This window comes from Telluria sp. ZT3P26, assembly GCF_059686035.1.
On sequence record NZ_JCASII010000010.1, the window covers coordinates 21,013 to 38,546 of the forward strand.

Genomic DNA, 17,534 nt, shown 5'->3' on the forward strand with positions numbered 1-17,534 from the left:
ACCATGAAACGCGATGCTCGCTCCACCGCCCGTGTACGGCGCCTCAATCAACGTCAACGCAAGAAGCTGCGCGTTGGCGAATTCACCGAATATGTCTTCGATGTCGAGCTGACGTTCAGTGAGCCGATCGATGTCGATTCCTACTACGGCTTCACTGATGGCCTGTTCGGATTCCTCGAGGGACGTGGTTTGCTCGGTGGTGGTTTCGGCGGGCGCTTCCCGCTCACTGAAACATCCGGCGTCATCACTGCCATGGAGCGCGGCTCGCCGAGCGAAGACGATCGCGAGGCCGTTGCGCAGTGGTTACGTGCCCGGCCAGAGGTGGCCAATGTCAGTGTTCATGCATTGGTCGATGGATGGCACGGCGGAACCCAGCATGGGCATGATCGTACCCAATAAAGGTATGTTCCGGGTCAGGTGGCTGGTGGCGTCGATGCGATCGCCCCATCCAGCCGCCTGAACAACTCGCGATGCAGGTCCCGCGTGTGCTTTGCCATGTGCTTGCGCGCATGCGCGATTTCTTGCAGCTCGCGCTGTGCCACATCGTTCCTGCCGTTGGCAATGGCCCACAGCGCCAGTTCGACGCGCGCATCGATGCTGCCGAAGCGCTCCACCACTGACTCGAACTGCACGCCTGCTTCAAGCTGCTGATTGTTCGCGGCATACGCGCACCCTAATGCCAGCCCGACCTCATCGGCGCGAAAGCCCGGCTGCCTGGTTTGCAGCGACGCGAGCAGCGCAATCGCTGCGGCCGGCTGGCCATGCGCCGCATTGGCGCGCGCGGCGCCCAGCACCACTTCCGGATCGCCCGCAAAGGGCCCGCGCAGGCACGCATCGTAATGCTGGACCGCTTCCTCGGACTGGCCCGCACCCAGCAGGGCGGCGGCCAGGTGCATCTGGTTATGGGCCGTCGGCGTCAGGTCGAACGCGCGCCGCGCTTCGCGCACGTCACGCCCCGGATCGATGGTCTTCTGCAGCGCACGGGTGGCGATGCGGCCCTGGCGCTGAAGGCGCGACGCTGGCAGGTATTCGGCCACGAAATAAGCCAGGCTGCCCAGGACCGGGAACGAAAACAGGATCAGCAGCCAGTACATCTGGCGCCCGTTGCGCAGCGCATGGACCGCGAAGAACAGCGCGATCAGAAAGTGCAGTCCGAGTCCGACGATAGGCATGCCAGGTTCCGTATTGAATGGTGAATGAGAGGCGCAACTGCCCCGGACAGGGCGTTGCAACTCAGCCAAGATAGCCGCAAACAGGGCGCAAATTTCTAACGGATTGTCACAGTGCGTTTGTACAACACGGTAAGCGCCCAGACGGGAAATCTCACCCGCCCGTCGTCAATATCCTGCTAGAGTCAAGCTGTTGCCTAACGGGAATTCTCATGTCTGCAGAACGGAATGTCGCGGTACTGGTCGATTGCGAAAATGCGCAGAGCGGCGTGCTCGATCAGGCGATGCAGCATGCATCGACCCTTGGGCGTGTGGTGCTGCGGCGCGGCTACGGTAACGCGGCTTCGTTGACAAACAAGTGGCAGGAAGCGCTGATCCGCCACGGCTTTGCGCCGTGCCTGCAATTCCAGTATGTGGGTGGGAAGAACACCGCCGATATCGCGCTGGCGCTGGACGCATTGGAGATGCTGCTCGACGGGCGCGCCAACCAGTTCGTGATCGTCACGAGCGACTCGGATTTTGTCGGCTTGTGCCGCAAACTGCAGGAGCGCGGGGCGGGCGTGTATATATTTGGCGAGCAGAAAACGCCTGCCGCCTTGCGTCATGCATGCGACCAGTTTCATGAGGCGATGGCCGCCGCAGCGCAGGTCGTCGAGCCACCCAGGGCGGTGGCAGTTGTAATGGACGACAAGGTCACCGCGCCTGTCAGGCGCAGGCCACGATTCGTCGTGGAGGCAGTGCGTCTGTTAGCCGATTCGGCTTCCGATGGCAGGGTCGATCTTGGCGCGCTGGGCAACCATCTGCGGCAAGTACGTCCCGGGTTCAGCCACACGGCGAATGGCTACAAAAGCCTGCGCACCATGCTGGATGCCTATGATCTGCTATGCGTCCATCAAAGCGACCTTGGGCACTGCCGGGTGGGGCTGGCGCCCCCTGCCATCCTGCGCGCCGTCTAAACTTTCAGGAACTCTTCACGCCCACCCAGCCAGCGCGCCAGGTGCGCATCGACGACCGCCATCTTCTCCGGCGTCTCGCCATCGAGCAGCCACTGCGCCACGTCGCGCGCCCGGTCGACCATCCACTGGTCGATTTCCAGGTCGGCAAAGCGCAGCATCGCCTGTCCTGACTGGCGCGCGCCCAGGAATTCACCGGGCCCGCGGATCTCCAGATCGCGCCGCGCGATCTCGAAGCCGTCCGTTGTCTCGCGCATCGTCAGCAGGCGCTGCTTGGCCACCTGGCCCAGCGGCGACTGGTACAGCAGCAGGCACACCGACGCCGCCGAGCCGCGGCCCACGCGCCCGCGCAACTGGTGCAGCTGCGACAGGCCGAACCGCTCCGCATGCTCGATCACCATCAGCGATGCATTGGGCACGTCCACGCCCACTTCGATCACGGTCGTCGCCACCAGCACGTGCACCTGGCCCGCCGTGAACGCGTCCATCACTTCCTGCTTCTCGGCCGGCTTCATGCGGCCATGCACCAGCCCCACCTGCAGGTCGGGCAGCGACTCGGCCAGCGTTTCGTAGGTCTCGGTCGCGGTCTGCAATTGCAGCGCTTCGGATTCCTCGATCAGCGGGCAGACCCAGTACACCTGGCGGCCTTCGAGCGCTGCCGCATACACGCGTTCGACGACTTCGTCGCGGCGGTTCTGGTCGATGGCGCGCGTGACGATCGGGCTGCGTCCCGGCGGCAGTTCGTCGATGACCGAGACTTCGAGGTCGGCGTAGTACGTCATCGCCAGCGTGCGCGGGATCGGCGTGGCCGACATCATCAGCTGGTGCGGCACCAGGCCGTCGCTGCCCTTGTTGCGCAGCGTGAGGCGCTGGCCGACGCCGAAGCGGTGCTGCTCGTCGACGATCACCAGGCCCAGTTTCGCGAACTGCACCGAGTCCTGGATCAGCGCGTGCGTGCCGATCACCAGATTCGCCTCGCCCGATTCGATCAACGCGTTCGACGCCGCCTTGTCCTTTTTCTTCAGGCTGCCGGTGAGCCACGCGACCTTCACGCCGAGGGGTTCCATCCACGCCGCGATCTTGCGGAAGTGCTGTTCGGCCAGGATCTCGGTCGGCGCCATCAGGGCCGCCTGGTAGCCGCTGTCGATCGCCTGCGCGGCGGCCAGCGCCGAGACCACTGTCTTGCCGCTGCCGACGTCGCCCTGCAGCAGGCGCTGCATCGGGTAGCCAGCGCGCAGGTCGGCGCGGATCTCTTCGACCACGCGCTGCTGCGCGCCGGTCAGTGCAAACGGCAGCCCGGCCAGGAAGCCTTCGGACAGCTCGCCCACCGCGCGTAGTGGCGGCGCGCCTTTTTCGCGGCGCGCACGCTGCGCGCGTTTCAGCGACAACTGCTGCGCCAGCAGTTCGTCGAACTTCATGCGGTCCCAGGCCGGATGCGAGCGCTCGATCAGCGCGTGCTCGTCGACGTCCGCCGGCGGGTAGTGCAAGAGCTTCACGGCCGGCTCGAAGTCCATCAGGTCCATGCGCTTGCGGATCGCGGGCGGCACGGTGTCGGCCCAGTCGATGCGCTTCATCGCGTCGGCGATCGCGCGCCGCAGCACCGTCTGCGACAAGCCTTCGCCGGCCGGATACACGGGCGTGAGCGAGGCGGGAAGGGGCGCGCCTTCGTTGACCACCTTGTAGCCCGGGTGCACCATCTCGGCGCCGAAGAAGCCGTGTTTGAGTTCGCCCCGCGCGCGGATGCGCACGCCTTCGGCCATCTGCTTGACCTGGCTGCCGTAGAAATTCATGAAGCGCAGCAGCAGGTCGCCCGATGCGTCGGCGATCGTCACGAGAAGCTGGCGGCGCGGCTTGAACGAGATCTCGTTCTTGGTCACGACGCCTTCCACCTGCCAGGTTTGGCCGCCGCGCATGCAGGCATCCCGGATCGTGATGATCTGGGTCTCGTCCTCGTAGCGCAGCGGCAGGTGCAGCACCAGGTCCATGTCGGTGCGCAGGCCGAGGCGGGCGAGCTTGCTTTCGAGCGTTTTTGGGGGCGTTGTGGTTTTAGGGGCGGGCATATTGCGGCAAAGTGGCGCTTGCTGACGTAAAATAGAAGGTTCGCCGTATGCGCTTCAAGCCTCTATTGTAAAGCTGGCAGCATTGATTTGCCGAGATTTGCCCAACCAATTGAACATCATGTATTCGCTATCCGATTTCGACTTCGACCTGCCCCCCGAGCGCATCGCGCAATTGCCGCTGCCGGACCGTAGCGCGTCGCGCCTGCTGCACCTCGATGGCGACCAGATCATCGACCGCCAGTTCGCCGACATCGTCGACCAGTTGCAGGCCGGCGACCTGCTCGTGATGAACAACACCCGCGTGCTCAAGGCGCGCTTCTTCGGCGTCAAGGAATCCGGCGGCCAGGTCGAGGTGCTGGTCGAGCGCGTGCTCGACAACCGCACGGTACTGGCCCAGGTCCGCGCGTCGAAGTCGCCCAAGCCCGGCAACCGCATCCGCCTGGCCGACGCTTTCGATGTGACGGCAGGCGAGCGCGCCGGCGAATTCTTCACGCTGCACTTTGAAGGCGATGTGTTCGACCTGATCGAAGCGCACGGCCGGCTGCCGCTGCCGCCGTACATCGAGCACACGGCCGACGAGTTCGACGAACAGCGTTATCAGACCGTGTACTCGAAAGAGCCGGGCGCCGTGGCCGCGCCCACGGCCGGCCTGCACTTCGACCAGCCGCTGCTCGATCGCCTGGCCGCGAAAGGCGTGAACTTCGCCTACGTCACGCTGCACGTGGGCGCCGGCACCTTCCAGCCGGTGCGGGTCGAAGACCTCAGCGAACACAAGATGCACACCGAGTGGTACACGATCGCGCAAGACACGGTGGACGCGGTGCGCGCCACCCGGGCCGCAGGCCGCGACGTGATTGCTGTCGGCACGACCAGCCTGCGTGCGCTGGAATCGGCCTCGCAAAGCGGTGAGCTGGTTGCCGGCAGCGCCGACACGGCCCTGTTCATCACGCCCGGCTACACCTTCAAGACCGTCACGCGCCTGGTGACCAACTTCCACTTGCCCAAGTCGACGCTCCTGATGCTGGTGTCGGCCTTTGCCGGCTACGCGCCGATCCGCGCCGCCTACGCGCACGCGATCGCCAACGAATACCGCTTCTTCAGCTATGGCGACGCCATGCTCTTGAGCACCACCTCACGATAAGTCAGAGAACACATGCTCGAATTTACCCTGCTCAAAAAAGACACCAGCGGCCTGTCGCATGCCCGCCGCGGCCGCCTGAAGCTGAATCACGGCACCATCGAAACCCCGATCTTCATGCCGGTCGGTACCTACGGCTCGGTCAAGGCGATGGACCCGATCGAGCTGAAGGACGTCGGCTCGCAGATCATCCTGGGCAATACCTTCCACCTGTGGCTGCGCCCGGGCGTGGACGTGATGAACAAGTTCGGCGGCCTGCACAAGTTCATGGGCTGGGATGGTCCGATCCTGACCGACTCGGGCGGCTTCCAGGTGTTTTCGCTGGGTGCGATGCGCAAGATCACGGAAGAGGGCGTCAAGTTCGCCTCGCCGATCGACGGTTCGAAACTGTTCCTGTCGCCCGAGATTTCGATGCAGATCCAGCGCGCGCTGAACTCGGACATCGTGATGCAGTTCGACGAATGCACGCCGTATGAAATCGACGGCCGCCCGGCCACCGCCGACGAAGCAGCCAAATCGATGCGCATGTCGCTGCGCTGGGCCCAGCGCTCGATGAATGAATTCACGAGCGGCGGCAATCCGAACGCGCTGTTCGGCATCGTCCAGGGTGGCATGTACGAGCATCTGCGCGACGAGTCGCTCGCCGGCCTGGAAGACATCAACTTCCCGGGCCTGGCCATTGGCGGCCTGTCGGTCGGTGAGCCGAAGGAAGACATGAAGCGCATCCTGGCCCACGTCGGCCCGCGCCTGCCCGAGAACAAGCCGCACTACCTGATGGGCGTGGGCACGCCGGAAGACCTGGTCGATGGCGTGGCCAACGGCGTCGACATGTTCGACTGCGTGATGCCGACCCGGAACGCCCGCAACGGCTGGCTGTTTACGCGCTTTGGCGACGTCAAGATCAAGAATGCGCGCTACAAGGAAGACATGGCGCCGCTCGACGAGAGCTGCACCTGCTACTGCTGCCAGAATTTCTCGCGCGCGTACCTGCACCACCTGCACCGCTCGAACGAGATCCTGGGCGCGCGCCTGAACACGATCCACAACCTGCATTACTACCTCAATCTGATGCAGGAAATGCGTGACGCGATCGACGCCGACGGTTTCCAGGCCTTCCGCGTCAAGTTCGCGGCCGACCGCGGACGCGGCGTGTAAGCACTTGCTTACCCTGCGGCCCCGATCTTGCGGTATTGACGGTCGGGTCTGCATGCAAAATCGACCGGTTTGTCTTGCAATACCTGAAAGCAAGACGACATACTGCCGGATATGGTTTGCGGCTTCTGGCCGATGCTAGAATACACCGCTTATTTTTTTAACTTCACCATCGGAGTTCTTGTGTTCATTTCCAACGCGTACGCGCAAACTGCCCCTGTCGCCGATGCCGGCATCATGGGTAGCCTGACGACCTTCCTGCCGCTGATCCTGATGTTCGTGGTCATGTATTTCCTGATGATCCGTCCTCAGCAAAAACGCCAGAAAGAGGCGAAAGCCATGATGGACGCACTGGCCAAGGGCGACGAAGTCGTGACCGCCGGCGGTATCGTCGGTCGTGTGTCGAAAGTGGCCGAAGCCTATGTGACGCTGGAAGTTGCCGTCGGCACCGAAATCACCGTGCAAAAGAATTCGGTGACCACGCTGCTGCCAAAAGGCACGCTGAAAGCCCTGTAAGCCTCGCTGTGCGCCGTGCGGGGCAACCCGCACTGCCTAACCTGAACGCCGGAACACTATGAATCGCTATCCCGTCTGGAAATACTTACTGATCGTCATTGCGCTGTTGCTCGGCGCCTTGTACACGGCGCCTAACTACTTCGGCGAAACGCCGGCGTTGCAGGTCACATCAGGCCGTTCTACCCTGAATATCACGAGTGCCTCCACCACCGTGGTTGCGGATGCGCTCAAGCGTGCCGGCATTCCATCCACCGGTATCACCCTCGAAGGCACGGGCCATACCACCTCGGTGCGCGCGCGCTTTGCCGGTACCGAAGAGCAGTTCAAGGCCAAGCTGGCCTTGGAGCGCGAACTGAACCGCGACCCTGCCAATCCCGATTACATCGTCACCGTCAACCTGGTGAAGAACACCCCGGCCTGGATGACGGCCATTGGCGCAGCGCCGATGAGCCTGGGCCTGGACTTGCGCGGTGGCGTGCACTTCCTGCTGCAGGTCGACACCAAGGCGGTCCTCGACAACAAGGTCAAGGCCCTGCAGTCGAGCGTGCGCAGCAATCTGCGTGACAAGAACGTGCGCCACAGCGGCATCGAGCGCGTGCGCGACACCATCGAAGTGCGCTTCCGCGACGCCGCCACCCGCAGCAACGCGCGCAATGTGCTGGCCGCGCAGTCGAGCGAGCTGGCCTTTGCCGATGCTGCCGATGGCGCCGACATGAAGCTGGTCGTGAGCCTGAAGCCCGACGCCATCAAGCGCTCGGTCGAAGACGGCATCAAGCAGAACATCATGACGCTGTCCAAGCGTATCAATGAACTGGGCACCACCGAGCCGATCATCCAGCAGCAGGGCGCCGACCGCATCGTGGTCCAGCTGCCAGGTGTGCAGGACGTCGCGCGCGCGAAAGACATCATCGGCCGCACCGCCACGCTCGAACTGCGCATGGTCGATACCACCGTGACCCCGGGCACCGAGCTGTCGGCAGCGATTCCGCTGAACTCCGAACTGTTCACCGAAGGCCGCGGCGCACCGATCGTTGTCTCGCGCGACATCATCCTGACCGGCGAATCGATTTCGAGCGCCACCGCCAGCTTCGACCAGAACCAGCAGCCTGCCGTTTCGCTCGACCTGAACGGCGACGGCGGCCGCCGCATCCGCCTGGCCACGCGTGAAAACGTCGGCAAGCGCATGGCGATCCTGCTGAAAGAAAAGGGCGTCTACAACGTGCTGTCGGCCCCGACCATCCAGAGCGAACTGGGTTCGACCTTCCAGATCACCAATATGGGCACCTCGCAGGACGCCAACGAATTGGCACTGCTGCTGCGCTCGGGCGCGCTGTCGGCGCCGATGGAATTCGTCGAAGAACGCGTGATCGGCCCGCAACTGGGCGCCGAGAACATCGAACGCGGCCTGCACTCGACCATCTGGGGCTTCGTGGCGATCGCGATCTTCATGGTCATCTACTACCACCTGTTCGGCGTGTTCTCGGCGCTGGCACTGGCGGCCAACGTGCTGTTCCTGCTGGCCCTGTTGTCGTTGCTGCAAATCACGCTGACCCTGCCGGGTATCGCGGCAATTGCGCTGGCCCTGGGTGTGGCAATTGACTCGAACGTGCTGGTGAATGAACGTATCCGCGAAGAGCTGCGTGCCGGCGCGACGCCGCAGGCGGCGATTTCGGCCGGTTCCAAGCATGCGTGGGACACCATCGTCGACTCCAACGTGACGACGCTGATCGTCGGCCTGGCGCTCCTGATCTTCGGTTCCGGCCCGGTGCGCGGCTTCGCCGTGGTCCACTGCCTGGGCATCCTGACCTCGATGTTCTCGGCCGTGGTCGTGGCACGTGGTTTCGCCAACCTGTGGTACGGCCGCCAGAAGAAGCTGACGAAGATTTCGATCGGCACGGTCTGGCAGCCTGGCATGACGCCTAACAAGAAGTAAGCACCGGGATACGACAATGGAATTTTTCAAGATCAAACGGGACATCCCGTTCATGCGCCACGCCCTGGTCCTCAATGCGATCTCGGTGGTCACATTCGTGGCGGCGGTGTTCTTCCTGATCACCAAGCCTCTGAACTTCTCGGTGGAGTTCACGGGCGGCACGGTGATGGAGCTGCTGTATCCGAAAGCGGCGGACCAGGAAAAGATCCGCAACACGCTGCGCGGCATGGGCTATTCGCACCCTGAGGTGGCCAGCTTCGGCACCGCGCAGGACATCATGCTGCGCCTGCCGATCGTCGAAGGCGCGCCGGCGGCGAGCAGCTCGACGGCCGTGTTCAACGCCATCTGCCGCGACGAGCAGGGCACGACCAAGCAGACGCAAACCACCACCGACAAGGGCGACGTGCTTAACCGTACCAGCTGCGTCGCGCCAGGCGGGCAAGAGCTGATCAGCCTGCAGCAGGTGCAGTTCGTCGGCCCGTCGGTCGGCGAGGAGCTGGCCCAGAACGGCCTGAACGCGCTGCTGATGGTCATCCTGGGCATCGTGGTCTACCTGGCGATCCGCTTCGAATGGAAATTCGCTGTCGCCGCCGTGGTCGCCAATCTGCACGACGTGGTCATCATCCTGGGCTTCTTCGCGTTCTTCCAGTGGGAATTCTCGCTGACGGTGCTGGCGGCAACGCTGGCGGTGCTGGGCTACTCGGTCAACGAATCGGTCGTCATCTTCGACCGGATCCGCGAGATGTTCCGCAAGCAGCGCCGCATGAGTGTGCCGGAAGTGATCGACCACGCGATCACCAGCACGATCTCGCGCACGATCATCACACACGGCTCGACGCTGATGATGGTCTTGTCGATGTTGTTCTTCGGCGGCTACGCGCTGCACTACTTCGCGATCGCACTGGCCATCGGCATTCTCTTCGGTATCTACTCGTCGGTGTTCGTGGCGGCAGCAGTGGCGATGTGGCTGGGCGTCAAGCGTGAAGACCTGATCAAGCCGGTCAAAGAGAAAGACGACACCGACGGCGCCGTCGTCTGACCAATTGCACGATTGCGGCTTTGTGTGTGTCAACGCACGGAGCCGCGATGTGCCCGTATTTATAGTGGAACTGTCTCTTTCAGGACATCCCTAGTTTTGGACTTCACCCGCTCCGGCAACGGCGCGGGTTTTTTTTGCCCTGCTTTCCCTGCAAAAAAGCGGGGGTCAGGTCTGACATTCGGACACGATCTCGACAGTCAGGTAGCTGGCCGAAGCCCTGATCTTCACCAAACAGGTGCGCGCCCCGGGAATGCTTGCTCTACAACTGCCACGGATGGTTGTTCCTGCCATCGAGCGCGCTGTCGAGATACGTTGCGGCGCTGATCAATGCCAGGTGCGTGAACGCCTGCGGGAAGTTGCCGAGCAGTTCGGCCTGGCTGGTGAACTCCTCGGCGTACAGCCCCACGTGGTTCCCGTAGGCGAGCAACTTTTCCATATTGTTGTGCGCCTGCTCCAGGCGCCCGGCGCGCGCCAGGCATTCCACGTACCAGAACGAACAGGCCGCGAACGCGCCTTCCTCGCCCTCGAGGCCATCGTCGCGGTCGTAGCGCAGCACCAGCGCATCGTCGCCCAGCTGGTCGCCGATGGCGTCGAGCGTGGCCAGCCACTGCGGGTCGGTCGAGCCGATGAAGCGCACCAGCGGCATCATCAGCATCGCGCCATCGAGGTCGGTGGAACCCTTGCTGCGCACGAAGTGACCCAGCTCCTTGTTCCAGAACGTGGCCCAGATGTAGTTGGAGATGTCGTTGCGCGCCGCGATCCACTGGTCGAACGGGGCGGTCAGCGAGCGCTTGCTGGCCAGGCGGATCGCCCGGTCGACCGCCACCCAGCACATCAGTTGCGAGTGCAGGTGCTCGCGCGGTGCTTCGCGGCCTTCCCAGATACCGGCGTCGGGCCGGCGCCAGTTGTCGCACACGAAGCCCACCACGTGGCAAACCCCCAGCCAGCCGGCGTGCGAGATCGCTTCGCCGTACTTGTTGCTCAGGTAGACCGCGTCGAGCAGGGCGCCGAAAATGTCGAGCTGCAGCTGGGTCGCCGCGTCGTTGCCGATCCGGACCGGCTGCGAGCCGGCGTAACCGGCCAGGTGATCCAGATCGACTTCGGCCTGCACCTCGCCGCCGTCGAGCGCATACATGATGCGCAGCTGGCCGCCATCCGGCCCGTGGCCAGGGCGCTCGGCCGACCAGCGCGTGAACGCCTTGGCTTCCTCGGTGTAGCCAAGGCGCATCAGCGCGTACACGGTGAACGAGGCGTCGCGGATCCAGGTCGAGCGGTAATCCCAGTTGCGCGAGCCTCCCAGCACCTCGGGCAGGCCGAAGGTGGCGGCAGCGACCATCGAGCCGTGACGGCGCGATGTCATCAGCTTGAGCACCAGCGCCGAGCGTGTGACGTCTTCGCGCCAGCGGCCCTTGTAGGTCGAGCGCCGGGCCCAGTTGCGCCAGTGCGCAACCACGTCGACAACCAGCGCGTCGCGCGCCGCCTGGTCAAGGGCCGGGTCGCCTTCTTCGTCCAGAACGATATCGACCGATTCGCCTGCCTTCATCACGAAGCTGGCGCCGGCGCCGCCTTCGACGGCGGTAAACTCGACCGCCGCGCACAGGCGCAGCGACGGCGCACCGGGCGCGGCAAACACCACCTGGCCCGCGGTGATGCCGACCTCGGGCTGCAGGCGCGCATAGTCGAAGCGCGGCTGGCAATCGAGCCGCATCCTTACTTCGCCCTTCGTGACCTGCACGCGCCGCAGCAGGCATGCGGCGCCGTGGCCGATTTCCTCGGGCCCGGCCATCAGGTCGGTGATCTGGACGCTGGCGTCGTCACTCAGCCACTGCGTGAGCAGGACGTTGGTGTCGGGCAGGTAGGTCTGCACGACGCGCGCATCCCCGATCTGCGGGGCGAGCGTGAAGTGACCGCCCCGTTCCGGGTCGAGCAGGGCGGCGAACACGCTGGGGCTGTCGAAGTCGGGCCAGCACAGAAAGTCGACCGTGCCGTCGGTGGCGACCAGCGCCATCGTGGCCAGGTTGCCGATGGCGCCGTGGCTGGCGATGGGCCGGGGCGGTGGCGTGCCAGCTGGGTTGCCTGAACGTTCAACCATTGTCTTCGAAGCCCGGATACAGCGTCATGCCGCCGTCGACGTACACCGTGGTGCCGGTCATGTAGTCGGCCAGGTCGGATGCCATGAACAGCGCCAGCGCCGCCACGTCCTCCACGTCGCCGATGCGGCCATACGGGATCAGCTTGAGCAGCTTGTCGGCTGCCGCGCCTTCGGTGGCCTCGGCATTGATCGGCGTGCGGATGGCGCCCGGTGCGATGGCGTTGACGCGGATGCGGTCGGGCGCCACTTCCTGTGCCAGGGAGCGCATCAGCATGCCGATGCCGCCTTTTGACGCGGCGTAGTTGACGTGGCCGGCCCAGGGAATGATCTCGTGCACGGAACTCATGCACAGGATGGCGCCGTTGGCGCGCATGCGGCCGCGGTTGCCCTGCTCGCGAAAGCGCCGGATCGCCGCGCGCGTGCACAGGAACTGGCCGGTGAGGTTGACGTCGATGACGGCTTGCCAGTCCTTGAGCGTCATCTCGGCGATTGGCGCATCTTTCTGGATACCCGAATTGGATACCAGAATATCGATGCCGCCAAAGGTTTTAATGGTGTCGTCGAACAGGCGCGCGACATCGTCTTCGTGCCCGACATTGGCCTGGACCGCGACAGCGCGGCCTCCGGCGCCAGTAATCTGGGCGACGACCTCTTCGGCCTTGTCGCGGCTGCTGTTGTAATTGACGACGACATGCGCGCCGGCGTCGGCAAACGCGAGGCTGATGCCGCGGCCGATGCCGGAATCGCCGCCGGTGACGAGCACCACCTGGTCCTGCAGGCTGATTTTCATGGGATTCTCCAGAAGGTCAGGGCGCACTGTTGCGTGCGCCAACTATGGGAACGACCTTAGCAGAAAGCAGGGATGGGCCCGGCACGCATGCCGTGGCAATGTCGTGCGGAAAAAGAAGGATCGAACAAGGCGCTTGAACTGCGTGTAGTGTGAGTCAGCGCACCGAGTGCGCACCCCGCCAGACATAAGATCAGGCTGTCTCTTTCAGGACATCCCTAGTTTTGGACTTCGGCCCGCTCTTCACCGAGCGGGCATTTTTTTGCCTACAGCAGCGCCGAGGTGAGGCTCTTGACCTCGTCGCCCGACTCTTCCATCACGCCCTTGAGCGTGCCGTGGCCGAACACGAAATCGATGGTCGCCGCGCCCGCATAGGTCGTGGCGCCCAACGGCGCGAACAGCGGCGACGGGAATGGCGCCAGGTCGTTGGCCAGCAGCAGCGTGTCGCCGAGGGTTTCCGGCGGCAGTGCGCGCATGCCATCCCACAACGCCTCGATGGCGTCCATCACCGGCGCCGGCACGGCAAGCTTGTGCAGCACGCCGCGGCCGATGGCCGCTTCGCCATGGTCGAGCCAGGCATCGAGATTGTCGTCCAGCAGCCCCGGCATCGATTCGGCGCGCGACAGCAGGTAAAACCCACCGACTTCATGGACGATGCCGGCAAACAGCGCGGTTTCAGGGTCGACGAATGAGACGCGGCGCGCGATCACCTGGGCCAGTGCGGCCACGTGGGCCGAGTGCGTCCAGAGCTGGTCGGCCTTCTTGCGCAGGCCCGGATCGCGGATTTCGCTGGCCAGCTGGCGCACGATGACGGATGCGGCCAGCGCGCCCAGCGTGCGAAAGCCCACCCGCTGCACGGCGGCGGGCACGCTCGTGACGTCGTTGCCGGAGCGGTTATAGGCGACCGAGTTGGCGATCGCCACCGTGCGCGCGGCCAGCAGCGGCTCGGCCTGCACGAGGCGGGCGGCGGCGTCGATATGGCAGTCGGGTTCGCTCAACGCCCGTTGCAACTTGAGCGATGCGTGAACGCTGGTGGGGAACGTGAGTTCGCCCCGGCTGGCTTCAGCAGCGATGCTGTCGAGGGAGGAGAGTTGGTCCATGAAAAAATTATACCCCCAACCCATCGGAACGCGACCAAATATATTGCTCTAGAGAACCACGGGCGATGGCCTGTGGCATCCCTGCGACCGGATTACGCTTCGCTGAAGATGGCGTCGCAGCCTTCTTTTGGCTCTTCGGTGTTTTCCAGCTCGTCGGCCAGGCCCAGGTCGAACAGTTCTTCGACCGCATTCATGTAGCTGTTGAGCTTGGTTGCGCCGATCAGGCGGTAGATCTCGCCCGCTTCGTTGCGCACGCCGATCAGCATCGGTTCTTGCTGGACTTCATCCAGGGGGGCGACGTCGAGCAGGATGTTGCCGATGATGTGCTTGTCGAAATGGGCAGGCTTCTTGTCGTCGATGAGGGCGGTTTTCAAGGCGTTTCCTTCAGGTGGGGTGGTGATGGCAGGGGACCGTTGCCGTGGCTGGCGATGCGGGTGCGCAGCAGCGTCAGGGCGGTTTCGAGCGTGGCGAAGTCGGTGTCGGTGTAAGCGTGGAACAATTCCTTGCCACGTGCGATCACGATCGGGAACACATCACAGAATACCTGTTCCCCGGCCGGTGTGAGGCGCACGAAGAACGAGCGCTTGTCGTCGCAGCTGCGCTCGCGCAGTACCAGGCCCTTGTGCTCCAGGCGTTCGATGACGCCGGTGAGCGTGCCCTTGGTGATCAGGGTGCGCTCGCCCAGTTCCTTGTAGCTCATGCCGCTCGTGTTGCCGAGCGTGGCGATGATATCGAACTGCGCATGCGTCAAGCCGTTCTGACGCACGGCGTCGCCCGAGACGCGCTCGAAGCTCTGCATGCACTCGGCCAGCAGTCGGACGCTTTTTAGATATCGTTCCCCCATGGGCCGGGATTATAGCCGCCCGCTGCCTTGCCCGCTGCACTGCCCGTAACACTGCGCGTTCATCGGCACGCAATATGGCGGGGCAGGCGGCCACAGGCCCGTTGTGCGAATGTTCTCCGGTATGATGTACGCCCATGTCGTTTGCACAGGCCTGTGGCCGTTTCCTTTTCGTGACCCTGACCATCCGCCGCGATGCAGCCTGACCTGTCCCTGCTCACGCAGGAGCGGCTGCTGCGCGTGCTCCTGGTCAATGCCGGCGAGCCGGACGCGCTGACCTGGTCCGGGCTGTACCAGCCGTTGCGCCTCGCTGCCAAGGTGCTGGGGCCCGAGCGCCTGCACGTCGACGTGCGCAGTCCCGACAAATTCATGGGCGACGCCCAGCGCCACTGGCACCTGGTGCTGCTGGTGGCCGACGAGGCCGAAGCGGCGCTGCGTCCGGCCAATCTGCGCGCGCTGGTCGAGCGCTGCCGCGCCGCGCCGTTCTGGGGCGGCGTCGGCGCCGGCGTGCTGTGGCTGGCCGATGCCGGCGTCCTGCATGGCGTGCGCACCGCCTTGCCTTGGGCGCTGTACCCGGACGTCAATGCCCAGGCCGAGCAGGCCCTGCTCACCCCCAATCTGTACGAATTCGACGCCAACCGCCTGACCTGTTGCGGCGGCGCGGCCAGCATCGACTTCGCGCTGACGCTGGTCGACCTGCTGTTCGGCGCGACCGTCCAGGCGCAAGTGAAGGAAACGCTGTGCATCGACCGCGTGCGCGGCCCGGACGAGCGCCAGCGCGTGGCGCTGCAGGCCCGTTTCGGCGCGCTGCAACCGAAACTGTCCGAGGCGGTGGCGCTGATGGAAGCCAATATCGAAGAGCCGCTGTCCACCGACGAAATTGCGCAGCTGTCCGGCATTTCGCGGCGCCAGCTCGAGCGCCTGTTCAAGCAATACCTGGGCAGCCTGCCGTCGCGCTACTACCTCGAACTGCGCCTGCGCCGCTCGCGCCAGCTGCTGCTCGATACCAACCACTCGATCGTGCAGGTGGGGCTGATGTGCGGATTTTCGTCGGGCTCGCACTTTTCGACGGCCTTTGGGGCCTTGTTCGGCAATACGCCACGCGAAGAGCGGCAGAGGAAGCTGGCGCAGTGATTACCTACTTCTTGGCTACGTGCCCTCGCACGTCGTTCCAGCGGCGGCTGGAACCCAAGTGTGCGTGCATATCGGCAAAGTTTAACGCTACAGGTACGCGACGAGCTTGGGTTCCAGCCTCCGCTAGAACGACGTGCTATAGAAGCCAGCCAGTGGCGCCGTTATCTCCATGCCAATAACTACCTCGTCCAAAAATGAAAATGCCTGTCGCACTTCTAAAAGAAGTTGTCGGCCAGCGTTTCTATAATGAATTGATCATGCGGGAGAAGCATCCCGCGCCATTTACATTGATTGGATGAGGAAAACGCCATGAACGCTCAGCTTGATTCGGGTATCGCCACGCGGCCTGTCACCCGGCAGACCTTCGACGACGTCCTGGTCCCGACCTACGCCCCGGCCGCCATGGTGCCGGTGCGCGCATCGGGCCTGGACCTGTGGGACCAGGAAGGCAAGCAGTATCTGGACTTCACCTCGGGTATCGCCGTCACCTCGCTGGGCCACGCCCATCCGGAAGTGAACGAAGCGCTGACCAAACAGCTCAACACCCTCTGGCACCTCGGCAACGGCTACACCAACGAGCCGGTGCTGCGCCTGGCCAGCGCCCTGACCGAAGCGACCTTCGCCGAGCGCGCGTTCTTCTGCAACTCGGGCGCCGAAGCCAACGAAGCGGCGCTCAAGCTGGCCCGTAAATACGCGCATACCAAGTTCGGTCCGCACAAGTCGCGCATCGTCTCGTGCCTGGCCTCGTTCCACGGCCGCACCTTGTTTACCGTGTCGGTCGGCGGCCAGTCGAAATACACCGAAGGCTTCGAGCCACTGCCACCGGAACTGAGCCACATCCCGTACAACGACATCGAGGCCGCGCGCGCCGCGATTACCGATGATGTCGCGGCCGTGATCGTCGAGCCGATCCAGGGCGAGGGCGGCGTCATTCCTGGCAATCCTGACTACCTGAAAGTGCTGCGCGAGCTGTGCGACCAGACCGGCGCGCTGCTGATCTTCGACGAAGTCCAGTCGGGCATGGGCCGCACCGGCACGCTGTTCGCTTACGAGCAGATGAACGTCAAGCCGGACGTCCTGACGTCGGCCAAGGCGCTGGGCAACGGCTACCCGATCGGCGCGATGCTCACCACCACCGAGATCGCCAAGCACCTGGGCGTGGGCAGCCACGGCACGACCTACGGCGGCAATCCGCTGGCCACCACCGTCGCACTGAAGGTCCTGGAGATCATCAACCAGCCAGCCTTCCTGGCGCGCGTGAAAGAAGCGAACCTGGCGATCATGACGAACCTGCTGCAACTGGCGTCGGACTTCCCGCAAGTGTTCGGCCAGCCACGCGGCATGGGTCTGCTCCTGGGCCTGCCGATGGCGGAAACGTCGAAAGGCCGCTCGAAGGACTTCACCAAGATCGCCGAGAAGATGGGCCTGATGCTCCTGATCGCCGGTCCGGACGTCGTGCGCCTGGCGCCGGCGCTGATCGTCTCGGACGCGCAGATCGCCGAAGCGAACCGCATCATGCGCGCCGCCGTGGCCGAATTTTTAGCCGACGCCATCGACGAACCTGCGGCCCCACGCAAAGAGGCACCCGTGCCGGCACCCGACGCCGCCTGACGCATCGGA

16 protein-coding genes are annotated in these 17,534 nt (G+C 64.2%); 9 read left to right on the top strand and 7 right to left on the bottom strand.

Features of this window, described 5'->3' with window-relative positions:
- Positions 1 to 3: 3 nt before the first annotated feature.
- The gene (locus tag AC56LN_RS22270; RefSeq protein ID WP_499574760.1) at positions 4 to 399 is read left to right on the top strand and encodes a 50S ribosome-binding protein YggL; all 396 of its coding nucleotides are present in this window, start codon (positions 4 to 6) and stop codon (positions 397 to 399) included.
- A 14-nt stretch (positions 400 to 413) separates the two neighbouring features.
- On the opposite strand, the gene AC56LN_RS22275 is transcribed toward AC56LN_RS22270, so the two are convergent.
- A complete protein-coding gene (locus AC56LN_RS22275; protein WP_499574761.1) occupies positions 414 to 1,172 on the bottom strand; it encodes a hypothetical protein in 759 nt (252 codons plus the stop codon).
- A 209-nt stretch (positions 1,173 to 1,381) separates the two neighbouring features.
- On the opposite strand from AC56LN_RS22275, the gene AC56LN_RS22280 reads away from it, so the two are divergent.
- On the top strand, positions 1,382 to 2,125 hold the full coding sequence (locus AC56LN_RS22280; protein ID WP_499574762.1) for an NYN domain-containing protein: 744 nt from the start codon (positions 1,382 to 1,384) through the stop codon (positions 2,123 to 2,125).
- On the opposite strand, the gene recG is transcribed toward AC56LN_RS22280, so the two are convergent.
- On the bottom strand, positions 2,122 to 4,182 hold the full coding sequence (recG, locus tag AC56LN_RS22285) for an ATP-dependent DNA helicase RecG (RefSeq protein WP_499574763.1): 2,061 nt from the start codon (positions 4,180 to 4,182) through the stop codon (positions 2,122 to 2,124). The genes AC56LN_RS22280 and recG overlap by 4 nt on opposite strands.
- 118 nt (positions 4,183 to 4,300) lie before the next feature.
- Between recG and queA the strand changes: the two genes are divergently transcribed.
- From queA to secF, 5 genes are all read left to right on the top strand, one after another.
- The gene (queA, locus tag AC56LN_RS22290) at positions 4,301 to 5,323 is read left to right on the top strand and encodes a tRNA preQ1(34) S-adenosylmethionine ribosyltransferase-isomerase QueA (RefSeq protein WP_332533507.1); all 1,023 of its coding nucleotides are present in this window, start codon (positions 4,301 to 4,303) and stop codon (positions 5,321 to 5,323) included.
- Between the two features lie 12 nt (positions 5,324 to 5,335).
- Positions 5,336 to 6,475: a tRNA guanosine(34) transglycosylase Tgt gene (tgt, locus tag AC56LN_RS22295; protein ID WP_482896517.1), complete on the top strand. Its 1,140-nt coding sequence runs from the start codon at positions 5,336 to 5,338 to the stop codon at positions 6,473 to 6,475.
- Positions 6,476 to 6,655: 180 nt separating this feature from the next.
- A complete protein-coding gene (gene yajC, locus AC56LN_RS22300; protein ID WP_183555984.1) occupies positions 6,656 to 6,988 on the top strand; it encodes a preprotein translocase subunit YajC in 333 nt (110 codons plus the stop codon).
- Between the two features lie 58 nt (positions 6,989 to 7,046).
- Positions 7,047 to 8,921: a protein translocase subunit SecD gene (gene secD / locus AC56LN_RS22305; protein ID WP_499574764.1), complete on the top strand. Its 1,875-nt coding sequence runs from the start codon at positions 7,047 to 7,049 to the stop codon at positions 8,919 to 8,921.
- Positions 8,922 to 8,937: 16 nt separating this feature from the next.
- Positions 8,938 to 9,960 carry a protein translocase subunit SecF gene (gene secF / locus AC56LN_RS22310; RefSeq protein ID WP_499574765.1) on the top strand — a complete coding sequence of 341 codons (1,023 nt, stop codon included), beginning with the start codon at positions 8,938 to 8,940 and terminating at the stop codon, positions 9,958 to 9,960.
- A 259-nt stretch (positions 9,961 to 10,219) separates the two neighbouring features.
- Here the strand turns inward: secF and AC56LN_RS22315 are convergent, their stop codons facing one another.
- The 5 genes from AC56LN_RS22315 to AC56LN_RS22335 form a co-directional block, all read right to left on the bottom strand.
- On the bottom strand, positions 10,220 to 12,052 hold the full coding sequence (locus AC56LN_RS22315) for a glycoside hydrolase family 15 protein (RefSeq protein ID WP_499574766.1): 1,833 nt from the start codon (positions 12,050 to 12,052) through the stop codon (positions 10,220 to 10,222).
- On the bottom strand, positions 12,045 to 12,842 hold the full coding sequence (gene fabG, locus AC56LN_RS22320) for a 3-oxoacyl-ACP reductase FabG (RefSeq protein ID WP_499574767.1): 798 nt from the start codon (positions 12,840 to 12,842) through the stop codon (positions 12,045 to 12,047). The genes AC56LN_RS22315 and fabG overlap by 8 nt, the downstream gene beginning before the upstream one ends.
- A gap of 263 nt (positions 12,843 to 13,105) precedes the next feature.
- Positions 13,106 to 13,939, bottom strand: coding sequence for an HDOD domain-containing protein (locus AC56LN_RS22325; protein WP_499574768.1), 834 nt, complete (start codon positions 13,937 to 13,939; stop codon positions 13,106 to 13,108).
- Between the two features lie 92 nt (positions 13,940 to 14,031).
- A complete protein-coding gene (locus tag AC56LN_RS22330; RefSeq protein WP_183555992.1) occupies positions 14,032 to 14,313 on the bottom strand; it encodes a hypothetical protein in 282 nt (93 codons plus the stop codon).
- Complete coding sequence (locus AC56LN_RS22335; RefSeq protein ID WP_499574769.1) at positions 14,310 to 14,738, bottom strand: MarR family winged helix-turn-helix transcriptional regulator; 429 nt, start codon at positions 14,736 to 14,738, stop codon at positions 14,310 to 14,312. Before AC56LN_RS22335 ends, AC56LN_RS22330 begins: the two co-directional genes overlap by 4 nt.
- Positions 14,739 to 14,975: 237 nt before the next feature.
- Here AC56LN_RS22335 and AC56LN_RS22340 point away from each other — a divergent pair, with 237 nt between their 5' ends.
- Positions 14,976 to 15,914: a GlxA family transcriptional regulator gene (locus tag AC56LN_RS22340; RefSeq protein WP_332533497.1), complete on the top strand. Its 939-nt coding sequence runs from the start codon at positions 14,976 to 14,978 to the stop codon at positions 15,912 to 15,914.
- Between the two features lie 309 nt (positions 15,915 to 16,223).
- Entirely contained in the window at positions 16,224 to 17,525 is a 1,302-nt protein-coding gene (locus AC56LN_RS22345) for an acetylornithine/succinyldiaminopimelate transaminase (RefSeq protein ID WP_499574770.1), read from the top strand.
- Positions 17,526 to 17,534: the final 9 nt, after the last annotated feature.